13 protein-coding genes are annotated in these 15,183 nt (G+C 61.4%); 9 read left to right on the forward strand and 4 right to left on the reverse strand.

Annotated features, from left to right (window positions below):
• Window positions 1-8: 8 nt before the first annotated feature.
• Window positions 9-983 (reverse strand): helix-turn-helix domain-containing protein, encoded by a 975-nt coding sequence (locus AC1VNY_RS09335; RefSeq protein WP_016847804.1) that lies wholly within the window; start codon window positions 981-983, stop codon window positions 9-11.
• Window positions 984-1,403: 420 nt separating this feature from the next.
• Here AC1VNY_RS09335 and xoxF5 point away from each other — a divergent pair, with 420 nt between their 5' ends.
• The 5 genes from xoxF5 (at window position 1,404) to AC1VNY_RS09360 (ending at window position 6,662) form a co-directional block, all read left to right on the forward strand.
• Complete coding sequence (gene xoxF5, locus AC1VNY_RS09340) at window positions 1,404-3,209, forward strand: lanthanide-dependent methanol dehydrogenase XoxF5 (protein WP_482404931.1); 1,806 nt, start codon at window positions 1,404-1,406, stop codon at window positions 3,207-3,209.
• A 122-nt stretch (window positions 3,210-3,331) separates the two neighbouring features.
• A complete protein-coding gene (locus AC1VNY_RS09345; RefSeq protein WP_304500346.1) occupies window positions 3,332-3,814 on the forward strand; it encodes a c-type cytochrome, methanol metabolism-related in 483 nt (160 codons plus the stop codon).
• A gap of 50 nt (window positions 3,815-3,864) precedes the next feature.
• Entirely contained in the window at window positions 3,865-4,974 is a 1,110-nt protein-coding gene (locus tag AC1VNY_RS09350) for an S-(hydroxymethyl)glutathione dehydrogenase/class III alcohol dehydrogenase (RefSeq protein ID WP_482404932.1), read from the forward strand.
• Between the two features lie 33 nt (window positions 4,975-5,007).
• On the forward strand, window positions 5,008-5,571 hold the full coding sequence (gene gfa, locus AC1VNY_RS09355) for an S-(hydroxymethyl)glutathione synthase (RefSeq protein ID WP_016847312.1): 564 nt from the start codon (window positions 5,008-5,010) through the stop codon (window positions 5,569-5,571).
• Window positions 5,572-5,708: 137 nt separating this feature from the next.
• A complete protein-coding gene (locus tag AC1VNY_RS09360; protein WP_482404933.1) occupies window positions 5,709-6,662 on the forward strand; it encodes a hypothetical protein in 954 nt (317 codons plus the stop codon).
• A gap of 9 nt (window positions 6,663-6,671) precedes the next feature.
• Here AC1VNY_RS09360 and AC1VNY_RS09365 read toward each other — a convergent pair whose 3' ends face one another.
• On the reverse strand, window positions 6,672-7,127 hold the full coding sequence (locus AC1VNY_RS09365; protein ID WP_304496308.1) for a hypothetical protein: 456 nt from the start codon (window positions 7,125-7,127) through the stop codon (window positions 6,672-6,674).
• A gap of 190 nt (window positions 7,128-7,317) precedes the next feature.
• Here AC1VNY_RS09365 and AC1VNY_RS09370 point away from each other — a divergent pair, with 190 nt between their 5' ends.
• Together AC1VNY_RS09370 and AC1VNY_RS09375 are read left to right on the forward strand one after the other, a co-directional pair.
• Window positions 7,318-8,457 carry an epoxide hydrolase family protein gene (locus AC1VNY_RS09370; RefSeq protein WP_411781443.1) on the forward strand — a complete coding sequence of 380 codons (1,140 nt, stop codon included), beginning with the start codon at window positions 7,318-7,320 and terminating at the stop codon, window positions 8,455-8,457.
• Window positions 8,458-8,695: 238 nt separating this feature from the next.
• Window positions 8,696-10,414, forward strand: a complete 1,719-nt coding sequence (locus tag AC1VNY_RS09375) for a metallophosphoesterase family protein (RefSeq protein WP_369525534.1) — start codon at window positions 8,696-8,698, stop codon at window positions 10,412-10,414.
• Here AC1VNY_RS09375 and AC1VNY_RS09380 read toward each other — a convergent pair.
• Both AC1VNY_RS09380 and AC1VNY_RS09385 read right to left on the reverse strand, forming a co-directional pair.
• Window positions 10,411-11,445 (reverse strand): AI-2E family transporter, encoded by a 1,035-nt coding sequence (locus AC1VNY_RS09380; RefSeq protein WP_482404934.1) that lies wholly within the window; start codon window positions 11,443-11,445, stop codon window positions 10,411-10,413. The two genes, AC1VNY_RS09375 and AC1VNY_RS09380, sit on opposite strands and share 4 nt — an antisense overlap.
• A gap of 76 nt (window positions 11,446-11,521) precedes the next feature.
• Entirely contained in the window at window positions 11,522-11,986 is a 465-nt protein-coding gene (locus AC1VNY_RS09385; protein WP_069275393.1) for a GNAT family N-acetyltransferase, read from the reverse strand.
• Window positions 11,987-12,666: 680 nt separating this feature from the next.
• On the opposite strand from AC1VNY_RS09385, the gene AC1VNY_RS09390 reads away from it, so the two are divergent.
• Window positions 12,667-14,073 carry an adenylate/guanylate cyclase domain-containing protein gene (locus AC1VNY_RS09390; protein WP_249167687.1) on the forward strand — a complete coding sequence of 469 codons (1,407 nt, stop codon included), beginning with the start codon at window positions 12,667-12,669 and terminating at the stop codon, window positions 14,071-14,073.
• Between the two features lie 494 nt (window positions 14,074-14,567).
• On the forward strand, window positions 14,568-14,750 hold the full coding sequence (locus AC1VNY_RS09395) for a hypothetical protein (RefSeq protein WP_018272863.1): 183 nt from the start codon (window positions 14,568-14,570) through the stop codon (window positions 14,748-14,750).
• The last annotated feature ends 433 nt before the right edge of the window (window positions 14,751-15,183 follow it).

Below are 15,183 nucleotides of genomic sequence, written 5' to 3' on the forward strand. Positions count from 1 at the left end.
ATGGACCGCTATTCCAGCACCACGTCGGCCGGCATACCGCCGTGCAGGCCCTTGTGGACGGAGGAGGGCGCGATGCCGAAATACTTCCGGAAGACGCGGCTGAAATGCGACGAGCTCGAAAAGCCCCAGGAGAACGCGACGTCCGTGATGGTCTTGCCGTTCTGGGACTCCAGCTCTTGCCGGCAATTCTGCAGCCGGGCTTTCCAGATGTAGTCGCTGACCGTCATGCCACGATCACTGAACAGCATGTGCAGATAGCGCTTCGAACAGCCGAGCGCCGCCGAAATGCGGTCGATGCAGAGGTCCGGATCGCGCAGATGTTCGCGAATGAAGCCCTGGGCCCGCACATAGGTCGCCTCGGCGCTGCCGCGGTCGAACATGGCGCCTGTCTCGCGCAGCGGCAACAGCAGCAAGTCGATCAGCGCATCGGCCACGCCGACGGCGTTGACCGGCGTCAGCGTCGGTGCCTCGCCGAAAGCGGCATGAACGAAATCATACGCGATGCGGCCGGTGCCGTTGCGCGCCGACAGCTTGCACGGCGCCATCTTGGAGAGCTGGAAGCCGCGCTCCTTGAGCAGGTCCTTTGGAACGATGACAACCTCGTGCCGCGTCAGCGACGGGCTGATGATGGTGTGCGGACACGACACGTCGTAGGCGAAGCAGTCGCCCGGCATGATGTCGAAGTGCAGACCGTCTTGCTCGAAATGCGAGACGCCGTGGGTCTGGAACACGATCTTGATGTAGGGGTGCTCGCTCAGCTTGATGCGCGAGATGGTGTGCGCGATGCGGTGCTGGCTTGCCTCGATCTGGCACAGTTTCAGGCGCGATACCGTCGTGAAATTGACCCGGGCTTCGAGCGAGGATCCCTCCAGCGCATCGACGTCGAACTGGCCGCAAAGGTCAGTGAGCGCATCCGACCAGCGCTGGATCTGCCGCTTGGGCGTCAATCCGTTCGTGCTGAGAGAATGGACTGTATCGGACATCTTTCCAGCCACCGATTCGATCCCCACGTGACTGCTCACCGAGCTTAAGTCTGGCCCGGGATGATGCGCCTTCTCCCTGATTCTGAATAGCTTAGGGAGGTGGCGGGATTTCTTCCCGGTTAATGTCGGGTGATCCTCCGACTTAGTTCTGGGCTCGTCAAGCGCAACCTTAGCACGCGTCAATCTGGCATCCGGATCGCGCCGGCCGCGATTGATGCCCTGCAACATGAAGCAAGCTTTCCAGCTAATTCAGGGCCGATCGACAAAAATCTGACGAAGCTTCGCTTTTGAGCAAACGGCTCTTCTCTATTGGGCAAGTCAGCGTGCTTCGAGAGGACTACGACTGGGGCACCAAAATGGAAGAAGTGGGGCCGTTTCGGCGGAAACCCTTGAGCTCTTGAACCTGGGAGGAAATCCACGATGCGCAAGATGCTTTACGCGACCGGCCTTGGGGCAATGGCGGTATTTGCCGTCGGAGCTGCCAACGCCAATGACGAACTCCACAAGATGTCGCAGAACCCGAAAGACTGGGTGATGCCGGCCGGAGACTACGCCAATCAGCGTTACTCCAAGCTGAATCAGATCAACGCCTCGAACGTCGGAAAGTTGCAGGTCGCCTGGACGTTCTCGACCGGCGTGCTGCGCGGCCACGAGGGCGGCCCGCTGATCATCGGCAACATGATGTACGTCCACACCCCGTTCCCAAACAAGGTCTATGCTCTTGACCTTTCGCAGGACAACAAGATCGTCTGGAAGTACGAACCGAAGCAGGATCCGAACGTCATTCCGGTGATGTGCTGCGACACGGTCAACCGCGGCGTTGCCTATGGCGACGGCAAGATCTTCCTGCACCAGGCCGACACCACGCTGGTGGCGCTCGATGCCAAGACCGGCAAGGTGGAATGGACGGTGAAGAACGGCGATCCCAGCAAGGGCTCGACCGGCACCTCCGCGCCGCTGGTGGTCAAGGACAAGGTGCTGCTCGGCATTTCCGGCGGTGAGTTCGGCGTCCAGGCTCATGTGACCGCTTACGACATCAAGACCGGCAAGCAGGTCTGGCGCGGCTACTCGGAAGGTCCGGATGACCAGCTTCTGGTCGACGACAAGACCACCGAGCTTGGCAAGCCGATCGGCAAGGATTCGAGCCTGAAGACTTGGCAGGGCGATCAATGGAAGATCGGCGGCGGCGCGACCTGGGGCTGGATCTCCTATGATCCCGAACTGAACCTCGTCTATTACGGGTCGGGCAATCCCTCGACCTGGAATCCGAAGCAGCGTCCCGGCGACAACAAGTGGTCGATGACGATCTGGGCGCGTAACCCGGATACCGGCGTTGCCAAGTGGGTCTACCAGATGACGCCCCATGACGAATGGGACTATGACGGCGTCAACGAGATGATCCTCTCGGATCAGTCGATCGACGGCAAGGCGCGCAAGCTGCTGACCCACTTCGACCGTAACGGCCTCGGCTACACCCTCGATCGCACCACCGGCGAACTGCTGGTCGCCGAGAAGTACGATCCGAAGGTGAACTGGACCTCCGGCGTCGACATGAAGAAGGACTCGCCGACCTATGGTCGTCCGAAGGTTCTTGATGCCGCGTCGACCGACAAGGCCGGCGAGGACGTCAACGTCAAGGGCATCTGCCCGGCCGCGCTCGGCTCGAAGGACGAGCAGCCGGCAGCCTACTCGCCGGACACGCAACTGTTCTACGTGCCGACCAACCACGTCTGCATGGACTACGAGCCGTTCAAGGTGAGCTACACCGCAGGTCAGCCCTATGTCGGCGCGACGCTGTCGATGTATCCGCCTCCCGGTGAGACCAACATGGGCAACTTCATCGCCTGGGACGGCAAGACGGGCAAGATCGTGTGGTCGAACAAGGAGCAGTTCTCGGTCTGGTCGGGTGCGCTCGCGACCGCCGGCGGCGTGGTGTTCTACGGCACGCTGGAAGGCTACCTGAAGGCTGTCGATGCCAAGACGGGCAAGGAGCTCTACAAGTTCAAGACCCCGTCCGGCATCATCGGCAACGTCACCACCTATGAGCATGCCGGCAAGCAGTACGTCGCCATTCTGTCGGGTGTTGGCGGTTGGGCAGGCATCGGCCTCGCGGCCGGTCTGACTGATCCGACGGCCGGTCTCGGCGCAGTCGGCGGCTATGCCGCGCTGAGCAACTACACCGCGCTCGGCGGAACGCTCACCGTGTTCTCGCTGCCGCAGCAGTGAGCTGAGCAACCTCGTTCCGGCGCATGGGCGATCTCCATGCGCCGGTCCGTCTTCAATCTGCACGCGAGGATATGCTTTTGCGTAAGATCTGGTTTGTGAGTGCTGCGATCTTTGTCGTGGCAATGGGAGGAGTCGCCTCCGCCGAGGACGCTGGCGACCCGACCGCCGTCAAGTCCGAAGACGGCAAGTATCTCGACAAGGATGGAAACCCGACGTTCAAGGTCGCGCCCGACGGCACGACGGACTGGTACACCTACTCCGGCTACCGCCGCTATCATTCGGAGTGCCACGTCTGCCACGGTCCCGACGGAATGGGATCGACCTACGCTCCGGCGCTGGCGAATTCGCTGAAGACCATGACCTATCCGGATTTCATGGGCGTGGTCGCGAGCGGGCGCAAGAACGTCTCGACGGCGCAGGAAAACGTCATGCCGGCATTCGGCGATAACCCGAACGTTGCCTGCTACATGGACGACCTCTATGTCTACCTGCGCGCCCGCGCCAATGATGCGGTTGGGCGTGTTCGGCCGGCCAAGCACGAAGACAAGTCGGAAGCCTATGGAAAGGCGGAAGACGCCTGCATGGGTCACAACGACAAGAAGTGAGCGTGTCCGGCGCGAATGAGAAACCTGTTTGATGTTTTGTGGAGACCAAGATGAAGACCCGCGCCGCAGTCGCATTTGAAGCAAAGAAGCCGCTTGAGATCGTCGAGCTCGATCTGGAGGGCCCCAAGGCCGGCGAGGTCCTGGTCGAGATCAAGGCGACGGGCATCTGTCACACCGATGCCTATACGCTCGACGGCCTCGACAGCGAGGGCATCTTTCCCTCGATCCTCGGGCACGAAGGTGCCGGCATCGTTCGCGAGGTCGGCGCCGGCGTGACGTCGGTCAAGCCGGGCGATCATGTGATCCCGCTCTACACGCCGGAATGCCGGCAGTGCAAAAGCTGCCTGAGCCAGAAGACCAATCTCTGCACCGCGATCCGCGCCACCCAGGGCAAGGGCGTGATGCCCGACGGCACCTCGCGGTTCAGCTACAAGGGCAAGACAGTCTTCCACTATATGGGCTGCTCGACCTTCTCGAACTTCACCGTGTTGCCCGAGATCGCGGTGGCCAAGATTCGCGAGGACGCGCCGTTCGACAAGAGCTGCTACATCGGCTGCGGCGTCACCACCGGTGTCGGCGCGGTCGTCAACACCGCCAAGGTGACGCCGGGCTCCAACGTGGTCGTGTTCGGCCTCGGCGGCATCGGCCTCAACGTGATCCAGGGCGCCAAGATGGTCGGTGCCGACAAGATCATCGGCGTCGACATCAATGACTCCAAGGAGGCTTGGGGCAAGCAGTTCGGCATGACGCATTTCGTCAACCCGACCAAGGTGTCGGGCGACATCGTGCAGCACCTGGTGGGCCTGACCGACGGCGGCGCCGACTACACCTTCGACTGCACCGGCAACACCAACGTGATGCGGCAGGCGCTGGAAGCCTGCCACCGCGGCTGGGGCGTCTCGGTGGTGATCGGCGTCGCGGAATCCGGCAAGGAGATCGCGACCCGGCCGTTCCAGCTCGTCACCGGACGGGTCTGGAAGGGCACCGCGTTCGGCGGCGCGCGCGGCCGCACCGACGTGCCGAAGATCGTCGACTGGTACATGGGCGGAAAGATCCAGATCGATCCGATGATCACCCACGTGCTGAAACTCGACGAGATCAACAAGGGCTTCGACCTGATGCACGAGGGAAAATCGATCCGTTCGGTCGTCGTATTCTGAAATCAAAACACCAAGCACTAGGAGGATAGGTCAATGACTGTTCATATCCACCCGTCGGTCGACAATGGCGTCAAGCAAGGCTCCGGCAGCTTTGCCGGCGGCACGCTGGTCTGCAAATGCGCGGACAAGCCGGTCAAGGTCGGGATCAAGGGCGACGTCGCCCACAACCATGCCTGCGGCTGCACCAAGTGCTGGAAGCCTTCGGGCGCCACCTTCTCGGTGGTCGCGGTGGTCCCGCGCGAGAACGTCACCGTGCTGGAGAACGGCGACAAGCTGAAGATCGTCGATGCGGCGGCGGTGATCCAGCGCCATGCCTGCACCGGATGCGGCACCCATATGTACGGCCGGATCGAGAACAAGGGCCATCCGTTCTATGGCCTCGACTTCATCCATCCCGAGCTGTTCCAGGAGTCCGGCTCGGCTGCGCCCGGATTTGCCGCCTTCGTGTCGTCGGTGATCGAGTCCGGCGTCAAGCCGGCCGATATGGCCGGGATCAGGTCGCGGCTCAAGGAGCTTGGGCTCGAGCCCTATGACTGCCTGTCGCCGCCGCTGATGGACGCGATCGCCACCCACGTGGCGAAGTCCAAAGCGGCCTGACGACGGCATCGTGACAAAGGCGGCCTGACCGGCTCGCCTTGACGAGATCCTGCGCCGGCAGAGGATCTGCCGGCGAGGGATATGCTGGTAGTACCCGTGACCTTGAACCTTGCATGCCCTGCGGACGACCACAGGGCATGCATTTTATTTTCCGCCTTGCCCTCGTCCTTCCCCCGATCCTGCTGCTTTCGCCGGCCCGCGCCGCGTCGCCGGAGGACCGCTATATCGCCGCGCGTGACGCCGTGATCGCCAAATTCGCCAAGCTGTCGAACGACAACAAGATCAATGAGGCCGTCGACAAGGCTGAGGCGGCCGCGCGCGACGAGCTGAAGGGGCAGCTGACGGCCATCCTGTCCCAGCCCGCCCGGCCGGGCTTTGCTCCCTCCCAGCTCAACCTCGACACTCTATATAAGGGCGACATGGGGTTCGGCATGCTGGACGGCCTGCGCTTCGATGCCGAGACCGGCAGGGACGGAGCAAAGATCGGAGAAAAGCGTGCCGACGGCAGCTTCGTCGAGCCGAAAGCCCATATCATCGTCACCACCGAGCCTCTGTTCACGCGCTGGCTGCACGAACACAAGACGTGGTGGGACAAGGGCAGCAAGAACGTGCCGCAGCAGATCGATGCTGCGCTGAAGTTCGAAGGCCTCTACACCCAGGCGATCTCGACCGATGCCGCGGTGGTCAATTTCGACGAGCTGCCGATCGCCAAGCCGGCGTCCGTCACCCTGGCTTACGGCTTCCTGGCCGGCCGCACCCAGGATTCATTCCCCGACAAGGCCGACGAGGTGTTCGTAGCGGCGCTCGCCGGCGGCAAGATGTACGTCGCCTATGGCGAGATCGAGCCGGTCGCGCAGGTGCCGGCCTGCACCGCGATCCGCACCGACTACAACAAGAAGGCCGACGCGGCGGCCGAGAAGCTCGAGCGCAAGCAGATAACCAGGCAGGCCTATGACAAGCTCGGCGACCTGCGCCAGCAGGGCGAGGAGGCGTTCAAGCGCTGCTTCACCGAGCGCGCGCCGCAACAGCCGGCCTTCGCCGCGGCCACCAAGCAGGCCCAGGCGCTGCTCGAGGCGGTGATCGGCAAATAGCTCAGCGAGCTATTCCCACTCGCCGAACAGCCATAACGCCCACGTCACCTGCATGATCGGCCAGGCAGCAAATACGGCACTCAACAGCCAATTGGGCAGCGCCTTCCGACCTCGGCGCACGTTCACGAGGGAGGCTACCCCAAATGGAACCAGCAGAAGAAATGTCGGTGCGAAAAGCACGCCATAGGAGATGACGAGCGACGCGTGACCGGTAACGCCTGTCTCCAGGATGGATTGCAGCACGAAGAAGTAGGTGACGAGGAGCACGGGCGCAAACAGGGCGGACGTGACTGCCGGTGAAAACTCGGTCGAATCGATTCCGGGTTTTTTCACCCATCTCCTGATCATGATCCAGGCGGACAAGAATGCGATGACCAGCGGCAATCCCAACTTCAACACCGCATCTTGCCTGTCATGGATGCTGATCAGATAGCTTACCACCACGCGCTCCATCTCCTGCGACATCAGCGCTTCGATCGCGTTTGATGTCGATCCATCGCAGCTGCTGTCTTAGCAAGATCGCGGTGCCGATAATGGATATTGTCGTGCAGACTTCGCGGTTTGTCGTGCAGGCGAGGTTTGCGGCGTGGGGTTTGATCGGCGACCCGCGCCAGCCTATCTTTCCCTGAAAGTTCAGCATCCCCGGGGAGACGCCATGACCGCCATCAGCCCGTTCCGCATCGCCGTCAGCGACGATGTCCTCGAGGATCTGCGCGGCCGGCTGCGCCGGACCCGCTGGCCGGAAGCCGAGCTGGTCGACGACTGGAGCCAGGGCGCGCCGCTGCGCTGGATCAAGGACATCTGCCACTATTGGGCCGAGACCTATGACTGGCGGCAGCGCGAGGCGCGGCTCAACCGCTTCAGTCAGTTCACCACCGAAATCGACGGGCTCGACATCCACTTCATCCATGTCCGCTCGAAGCATCCGGAGGCGCGGCCCTTGATCATCACCCATGGCTGGCCGGGATCGATGGTCGAATTCCACAAGGTGATAGAGCCGCTGACCGATCCTGTGGCGCATGGCGGCCGTGCTGCCGATGCCTTCCACGTGGTGTGCCCGTCACTGCCGGGTTTCGGCTTCTCGGCCAAGCCTATAGCGACGGGCTGGGGCGTCGACCGGATCGCGACGGCCTGGGCCGTCCTGATGCAGCGGCTCGGCTACGCCAGCTATTTCGCGCAAGGCGGCGACTGGGGCTCCGCGGTCACGACTGCGATCGGCGGGCAGGATGCTGCACATTGCGCCGGCATTCACATCACGCTTGCGATGTCGACCCGGCCCAATGTCGAGGGGCAGCCGACGCCGGAGGAGACGAGGGCGCTCAACGGCATCAAATATTATGCCGACTGGGATTCCGGCTATTCCAAGCAGCAGTCCACGCGGCCGCAGACGCTCGGCTATGGCCTGACGGATTCGCCCAGCGGGCAGGCGGCCTGGATTCTCGAAAAGTTCTGGGCCTGGACCGATTGCGACGGCCATCCGGAAAACATCCTCAGCCGCGACGAACTGCTCGACAACGTCATGCTGTACTGGGTCACCGCAACGGCCGCGTCGTCGGCGCGGCTCTATTGGGAAAGTTTTGGGCCGGGCAAGCGAACCCCGCACAAGGTGAGCGTGCCGACCGGCGTTGCCGCGTTCCCCAAGGAGATCGTCACGCCGGTCCGCAAATGGATGGAGACGAACTTCAGCAACATCCAGCACTGGAGCGAGATGCCGAAAGGCGGACATTTCTCGGCATTCGAGCAGCCCGAGCTGTTCATCGGCGAGGTGCGCGAATTCTTCGGCAAGCTGCGCTGAAGCATGATCCGGAAAAGTGCGAAGCGGTTTTCCGAACAGATCATGCTCAAGCAAGCTGCGGCACGCCTCGAGACCGCTGTAACCATCCGCTCTCGATCGCCTCAGCCTCCCGATCAAGGCCCTGGCGAAACCTCCAGGTAAGCATGGTGTCAACGACGCAACCCACCAGGGCCGGGAGCGCGTATGTTGGTCTGAAGCGGTTTGTGACAGAATGCGCCGTGCAACGGAGGACGTCGGCGTGCTGCTTGATCCCCGCCACGGCGACTTTGAGGACAATGCCGCCAGCCCGGAACAGCGTTCGTTGTTGGCGATCGTGGGTAGCCTTCTGGTTGAGATAAGCCCGGCGAAACTGTTGTTCGCCTGGACGATTTCGCTTCTGCTTCCGGGCGTGCTGCTCGGCCTTGCGCCACTGGTCGCGTCTGCCTGGATTTCGAGCCTTTCGCAGCACGCCCTTGCCCTGTCCGAAGTGGGCGCCGTGCTGGCGCTGGTTGTGATCGCGGCGTTGGGATGGCTCGGCGGACGACCGCTGTTACAAGTCGCGGAAACAAGCTTCTGGTCACTGAACGCGCTCGCGGTCCAACCGAGTTATGCCTTCACACGCGAGGCGCTGGGCCATCTGGCGGAGCTGCTCTGGCGCACCGGCCCAACTCCTGCCTCTCGCACTACGCTGCGGCGCAGGTGCTCGGTCGGCGCCGGCATACTGCTCTCTGTGGGGGCGGCATCGATCGCGGCCCTGGCCTGGCCTGCTTCGCAATGGACCGCGACCATCAATGACCTGGTTCTGATCCATCGTCTTGTGCTGCCAACCTTCGCGAACGCCGTGGTGCTGGTGTCCTGCTATCTTGCGATCGCATCACTGGCCTGGAGCGTGGCCGACGCCAGTACGGAACAACCGGCCGACCTGGCCGGATTCGACGCGGCGCCGTCCGGAGCGCGCTGCTGGCGCGTTGCGCATCTGTCCGATCTCCACGTGGTCGGCGAGCGATACGGCTTCCGCATCGAAAGCGGGACCGCCGGTCCGCGGGGAAACGAACGCTTCAATCGCGTGTTGGCTCGCCTTGCCGAAATTCATACCATTGATCCGCTCGACCATGTGCTGATCAGCGGCGACATGACGGACGCCGGCCGGCCCGGCGAATGGGCGGAATTTCTCGATGCATTGGCAGGTCATCCCGAGCTCGCAGCACGCATCATCATGCTTCCGGGCAATCATGATGTTAACGTCGTGGATCGTGCCAATCCTGCGCGCCTCGACCTGCCGTTCAGCCCAGGCAAGCGGCTCCGGCAGATGCGTACCCTGTCGGCGATTGCGGCCGTTCAGGGCGATCGCATGCGCGTCATCGACGGTTACGGCAAACCGTCGGCCACGTTGAACCAGGCGCTGGCCCCTTATCATGATCGGATAACGCAATTTGCGCAGCACGGGGGCGTGCGCCGCGCGGCGGCGCTCCGCGGCCTGTTCGATGATCAATTCCCAATGATCCTACCGCCGGACCAGGACGGTGGCCTCGGGATCGCCATTCTCAACTCCAACGCCGAAACCCACTTCTCCTTCACCAACGCGCTCGGTTTGGTTTCGGAAGCGCAAACGGGGCGGTTGGAGGCTGCGATCCGTCATTTCCCGACGGCATGCTGGACCATCGCGCTCCATCATCACTTGATGGAATATCCCATGCCGGTGAAGACATTTGCCGAGCGCATCGGGACGGCCTTGATCAACGGCAGCTGGTTTGTACGCAGGTTGCAAAGGTTTTCCGATCGCTCGGTGGTGATGCACGGTCACCGGCATATCGATTGGATCGGTACGTGTGGTGCGTCGAAGGTCGTCTCGGCCCCGTCGCCGGTGATGGGAGCTGACGATGCAGTCAGTTATTTTTATATCCACAGAATGATGGTCGGCCCGGACCGGAAGCTCTGCCTCGCCGAGCCCGAGCGGGTTGAGATTGCCAGAAGCTAGGACGCTTCCGGCTTATCTTCGTGCGATCCGCCGAACAGATCAGCGATCCAGGCGGCCGACGGACTCTCGGCACAGAACGTCAGAATAGCGAGCGTGATCGGCACGCCGATGAAGGTCCCGAACAGGCCCCAAAGCGAGCTCCAGAAGAAGATCGCAAACAGCACCAGGAACGGCGAGATCGACAATGTCGAGCCGGCCACCCGCGGTTCGATATAGCTGCCTACCACGAACTGGATGACGTTGAGACAGGCGAACACACCAAACACCGCGGGCCAGCTCTCGAACTGCGTCATAGCCAGCAGCGTGGGGAACAGCGTCGCGATGAAAGGGCCGACGAAAGGAATGTAGTTGAGGACAAAGGCGATCACGCCCCATTCGAATGCGAATGGCAGTCCGGTCACGGCGGCGAACAGGCCGACCAAGAGACCCGTGACCGCGCTCATCTGCGTCCGCACCAGCATATATTTGCGAAACTTGGCGGCCGTCGCTTTGCTGCCCTTGAGCAGGACGCGCGCAGCGGTGCGATTCTCCAACCGCTGGATTCGTCGACCAGCGTCTTCGACCTCGAGAAGTCCCAGCACGACATAGACCAGCGCGACGAGCCAGAAACTCAACGTGGTGTTGACGCGGCCGGTGACGTATTGCGTGGTGCGCAGCAGCCAGCCGACATTGAAATGCTCCGCCCAAAGGCCGGCGAAGGAGACGCCATGGCCGTCGAGCCAGATCACCGCGGCATCGTAGAAGGCTTGATACCGCGCCGCATCCGTAATCAATGAGCGCCCGACGCGGCCGAACCCCCACGCCGCCAGCGAGGCAAATGCGACGCAGGTAGCGGTCGTAACGACGACGGTAACCGCGAGCGCGAGGAGTTTCGGCAGCCACGACTGGAGCCGTTGCTGAACGGGCCAGACGATCGCGATGATGAACAGGGCGGCCGCAAGCGGGGCGAGCACGCTGCGCGCCTGAGCCACCGCCGCAATGACCAGCACCGCGGCGATGATGCCGGTCGTGATCTTCAACCCGCCCGCCATCCTTGAATTGTCCGACCTCCGTGAACGCAGAGATTGTCAGTCTGTCTCGTAGCGCGACAAGACCGGAAAGGCGCAGCTACAGCAATCCTCGATAGATTCCCGGCGCGGAGCCTTCGATCGCTACCGCGCCGACGGCCTTCGAATAGAATTCTGCCGGCCCGACGCCGCCGATGATGGCGTAGCCAAAGCCCTGGTGTTTCATGTCCTCGAGGCAGGCGAACAGCAGCGCCTTGCCGATTCCGCCCTGCTGCGCCTTCGGCGCGACACCGGTCGGGCCAAAGAAGTTGCGACAGGCTGCGTCGTGGCAGGCAAATCCCACGATCTTCTTTTGCTGGATCGCGATGAAGCAGGAAACCGGTTGGCGGCTGAACGCAACCTCGGCTTCGCTGGCCCACGCCTCGCTGAATGTCTCCCGCACCCAGGCCACGACCTTGTGCTTTTCAGGCGCGAGCGCGCGGCGCATCGCAATTCCGGCCTTGAGCAATCGATCATAGGCGGGCCGGGAATCGGGCAGGGCGTAGAGCTTGACGAGCATGTCCATCCGGCGAGCTTAGTTGAAAACGCGTCCCGCGGGCAAATCACGGGAGCAAGGTGACGGCGCCGGACTACCATTTGCGTTGTCGCTTGTTCGCGGTCGTCCTGACTTCACCTGCAATTGCCCAGAAATACCCGCCGCAGAATGCAACAATCGCGACAATCACACCGGCAGCGATCAGCTCTTGCATTATCAGCGGTTCTCCAGGTAGACGTACCCCGAATACGTGGGAATTATACCCACAAATATGCCAACGAAAAGGCAGGTCGGTTTCGGGACGTAACGAGGCGGAGCGAGTGCAATGGTGACGGTCAGCGCAGCAGACGGCGTCTTCGGGCGATCGTCGCTCTCGTCGTCATGGCCGGCGTCGGTTTGGCGCAGGCCGCCCGAACTCCCGATGTGTCGGATGCCGGTGGGAGCACCGCCTCCATGCCGATTGACACGCGGAGCCAGACGTCCAACTGACGAGTGCGCATGACGTGGACGGTGAAGTCGTGTGGTCCTGATGCCAAGCCTTTTTTTCATGATCCAAAGAACGAATAAAAGCCATGTCTGTTAATGGTTTAAACAGAGCCGCTTGAGCTGGGTCCCAATAGGCCCTTAGACCGTTCACCTTCAGGTCCGCCGGTGCCAGACCATAGCTTCGGCCCATCGTGTGACGGGCAAATACCGGGCATCTACGGTGGATGACGTCCGTTGATGTCCGGCCTGATCTGGAAGATAGTTGGAAACGCGAACAAACGGTGGGGGCCGCGATGACGGAAGTAGCGTTGCCCGAGACGCAGTATGCGCAGAGCGGCGACTTCAACATCGCCTATCAAGTCATGGGCGACGGGCCCACCGACATTATCCTAGTTCCGGGCATTATATCCCACATCGATTTTCAGCACGAACTCCCGGGCTATACGCGCTTTCTTCGTCGCTTGGCGAAGTTCTCAAGGGTCGTCACGTTCGACAAGAGAGGTCAAGGACTATCAGATCGGTTGGCCGACGTACCGTCTCTTGAGGAACGTATCGACGATGTCCGCACGATCATGGACGCCATCAACTCCAAGCGTGCTGCGCTAGTTGGCTTCTCTGAAGGCGCGTCGATGAGCGTTCTATTCGCGACGACCTACCCAGAGCGCGTGTCCCACTTGGTCTTATTCGGAGGGCTGGCGCGGATATCAGACCTGCTCCCGCCCAACCTCGCGCCATCCGAGGTTCAGGAACGGTTAGCTTACGTCGTAAAGAGTTGGGGAAACGGTGACTTCCTCAAGCGAGTTTTCGCGAGTGATGCTGGCAATCCGGAGATACTCGCTCGCATCGCAAAATTCGAAAAGTTGGGCAGCAGTCCTGGCGCACTAAAATCCTACATACTTTCGAACCGACGGATAGACATCAACCCCATCCTCCCAGTCGTCCGCACGCCAACCCTAGTGCTGCACCGAACAACCGACGCGCAGGTGCCTGTAACGTTAGGCCGCAAGCTCGCCGCCGGTATCCCGGGAGCGAAATACATTGAATATCCGTCGGGCGATCACGCGTTCTGGACGGGAGACATTGAGCGAGTTACCGGAGACATCGAAGAATTCATCACTGGACAACGCGCCAGCGAGGGAATTGATCTGGAGCGCATACTCGCTACCGTTCTCTTTACTGATATCGTTGGGTCGACCAATCTTGCTTTGCAACTCGGCGATCACCGTTGGCGTGACCTCTTGGACAATCACGACGATCGTTCCGGCCGGATTATCAGCAAGCATCGCGGCACTTTGGTGAAGAGCACAGGGGATGGCGTTCTGGCAACATTTGATGGACCGGGACGGGCTGTGCGATGCGCCTTGGCGCTCAGTGAGGAGAGCAAAAGCATTGGTTTGCCAGTACGCGCGGGTCTTCATTGCGGCGAGGTCGAAATCAGAGGCAACGACATCGGTGGCATTGCCGTCCACGCAGCCGCGCGGGTGATGTCGCAGTCGGGAAGCAATGAGGTATTTGTCTCGCGGGTGGTCACCGACCTCGTAGCAGGCACCGATCTGAAGTTCTCCGAGCGAGGCTCATACGAATTAAAGGGGCTGCCCGGGAAATGGGATCTTTTCGCCGCGAGCAAATAGTAGGCCGCCTTGACGCCATAGACGGCGCTGCCATTCCGGCGCAGCACCGTTGCGCGCTCCTCGGCGCAATGCGACCGAAGCGTCTCGATAGATCGCCGCCGGTCAAGCCGCGAAAGCGCCCGCCATGATCGCCATACCAGTTCCAAATCGCTCATCGCGCTATCCTACGGAAGTCGCAACGATAACCCGGCGCAGCAAAATCGCGAAAAGACGAGGCCAAATACGCGAAAGGCCCGGCGTCCCGCGTCGCCTTTCGAGGGCACGGCTCAAAGTACCTTAGCTTAGGTCCCGTTGCCGATTAGGCCACGAACTCGTTTGACGAGGCGCCATCAGATGTTCTGGCCCCATCAATTTCCATTGGACACCATCTGTTCTTACCCGTTTGGACTACCGATGTTCTCCGGGGTGAACAGAGTTTCATATCTCGATTAGCGCAGGGTATTGACGTCCGCTAGCGCCCTCTTCAAATGGTTCCCGGCATCGGGGAACCTCAAATGAAGGACATGAAGGCCCACTTGGAGAAGCTTCGGGTCGAGGCCGAGGAGTGCGAACTCATCAGCAAGCTCGCGACCAACGAGACTAAGAAAGACTTGTTTGCCAAGCTAGCCGCCCATCATCGGGCGCTCGCTGATGAGGTGGAACGGACGATCAACGCTTCCAAACCGCAGAGCACATAGGAGTTTTGGTTGCCGTGTTCGCGTCGTAGTTCTGCCGGTCCGGGGATCTCCGTGGGTGAACCGAGTGCCAGTCCCAGTTAGCGCGCTTTGTACGCCGTGATGACTTGGTGGAATTCGTCGTCATCGTCTACGGTCAATAAACCGATGACCATCCAGCCTGCGCACAAGCCGAGAACTATCAGCGCCATTTTTAGCCACGGTCTCATAAAGGCTAATATGCTCCGAGAACCAGCTATTTACCACCCACGGTGCTTTGCCGTGGCACAAATTGCACCGGCGATCCCTAGCATCCGGGCGTAGAGTTCCAACTCCAAACGCAGGGGTTGTTGCAGTGACCTACCTTTTAGCGCGCTCATCGTGGCGCTCGGGCTAAGCCCCATCGCAATCGTGGCTATTGCCCTGTTCATGTAGAAAAGAGAGGCCGCGCCGTCGA

It is taken from the genome of Bradyrhizobium ferriligni, assembly GCF_056837965.1.

Bases quoted from the DNA above. Each gene is read 5' to 3' on its own strand.
- AC1VNY_RS09335 (WP_016847804.1), bottom strand. From the start codon at position 983: ATGTCCGATACAGTCCATTCTCTCAGCACGAACGGATTGACGCCCAAG.
- xoxF5 (WP_482404931.1), top strand. From the start codon at position 1,404: ATGCGCAAGATGCTTTACGCGACCGGCCTTGGGGCAATGGCGGTATTT.
- AC1VNY_RS09345 (WP_304500346.1), top strand. From the start codon at position 3,332: ATGGGAGGAGTCGCCTCCGCCGAGGACGCTGGCGACCCGACCGCCGTC.
- AC1VNY_RS09350 (WP_482404932.1), top strand. From the start codon at position 3,865: ATGAAGACCCGCGCCGCAGTCGCATTTGAAGCAAAGAAGCCGCTTGAG.
- gfa (WP_016847312.1), top strand. From the start codon at position 5,008: ATGACTGTTCATATCCACCCGTCGGTCGACAATGGCGTCAAGCAAGGC.
- AC1VNY_RS09360 (WP_482404933.1), top strand. From the start codon at position 5,709: ATGCATTTTATTTTCCGCCTTGCCCTCGTCCTTCCCCCGATCCTGCTG.
- AC1VNY_RS09365 (WP_304496308.1), bottom strand. From the start codon at position 7,127: ATGTCGCAGGAGATGGAGCGCGTGGTGGTAAGCTATCTGATCAGCATC.
- AC1VNY_RS09370 (WP_411781443.1), top strand. From the start codon at position 7,318: ATGACCGCCATCAGCCCGTTCCGCATCGCCGTCAGCGACGATGTCCTC.
- AC1VNY_RS09380 (WP_482404934.1), bottom strand. From the start codon at position 11,445: ATGGCGGGCGGGTTGAAGATCACGACCGGCATCATCGCCGCGGTGCTG.
- AC1VNY_RS09385 (WP_069275393.1), bottom strand. From the start codon at position 11,986: ATGGACATGCTCGTCAAGCTCTACGCCCTGCCCGATTCCCGGCCCGCC.
- AC1VNY_RS09390 (WP_249167687.1), top strand. From the start codon at position 12,667: ATGACGTCCGTTGATGTCCGGCCTGATCTGGAAGATAGTTGGAAACGC.
- AC1VNY_RS09395 (WP_018272863.1), top strand. From the start codon at position 14,568: ATGAAGGACATGAAGGCCCACTTGGAGAAGCTTCGGGTCGAGGCCGAG.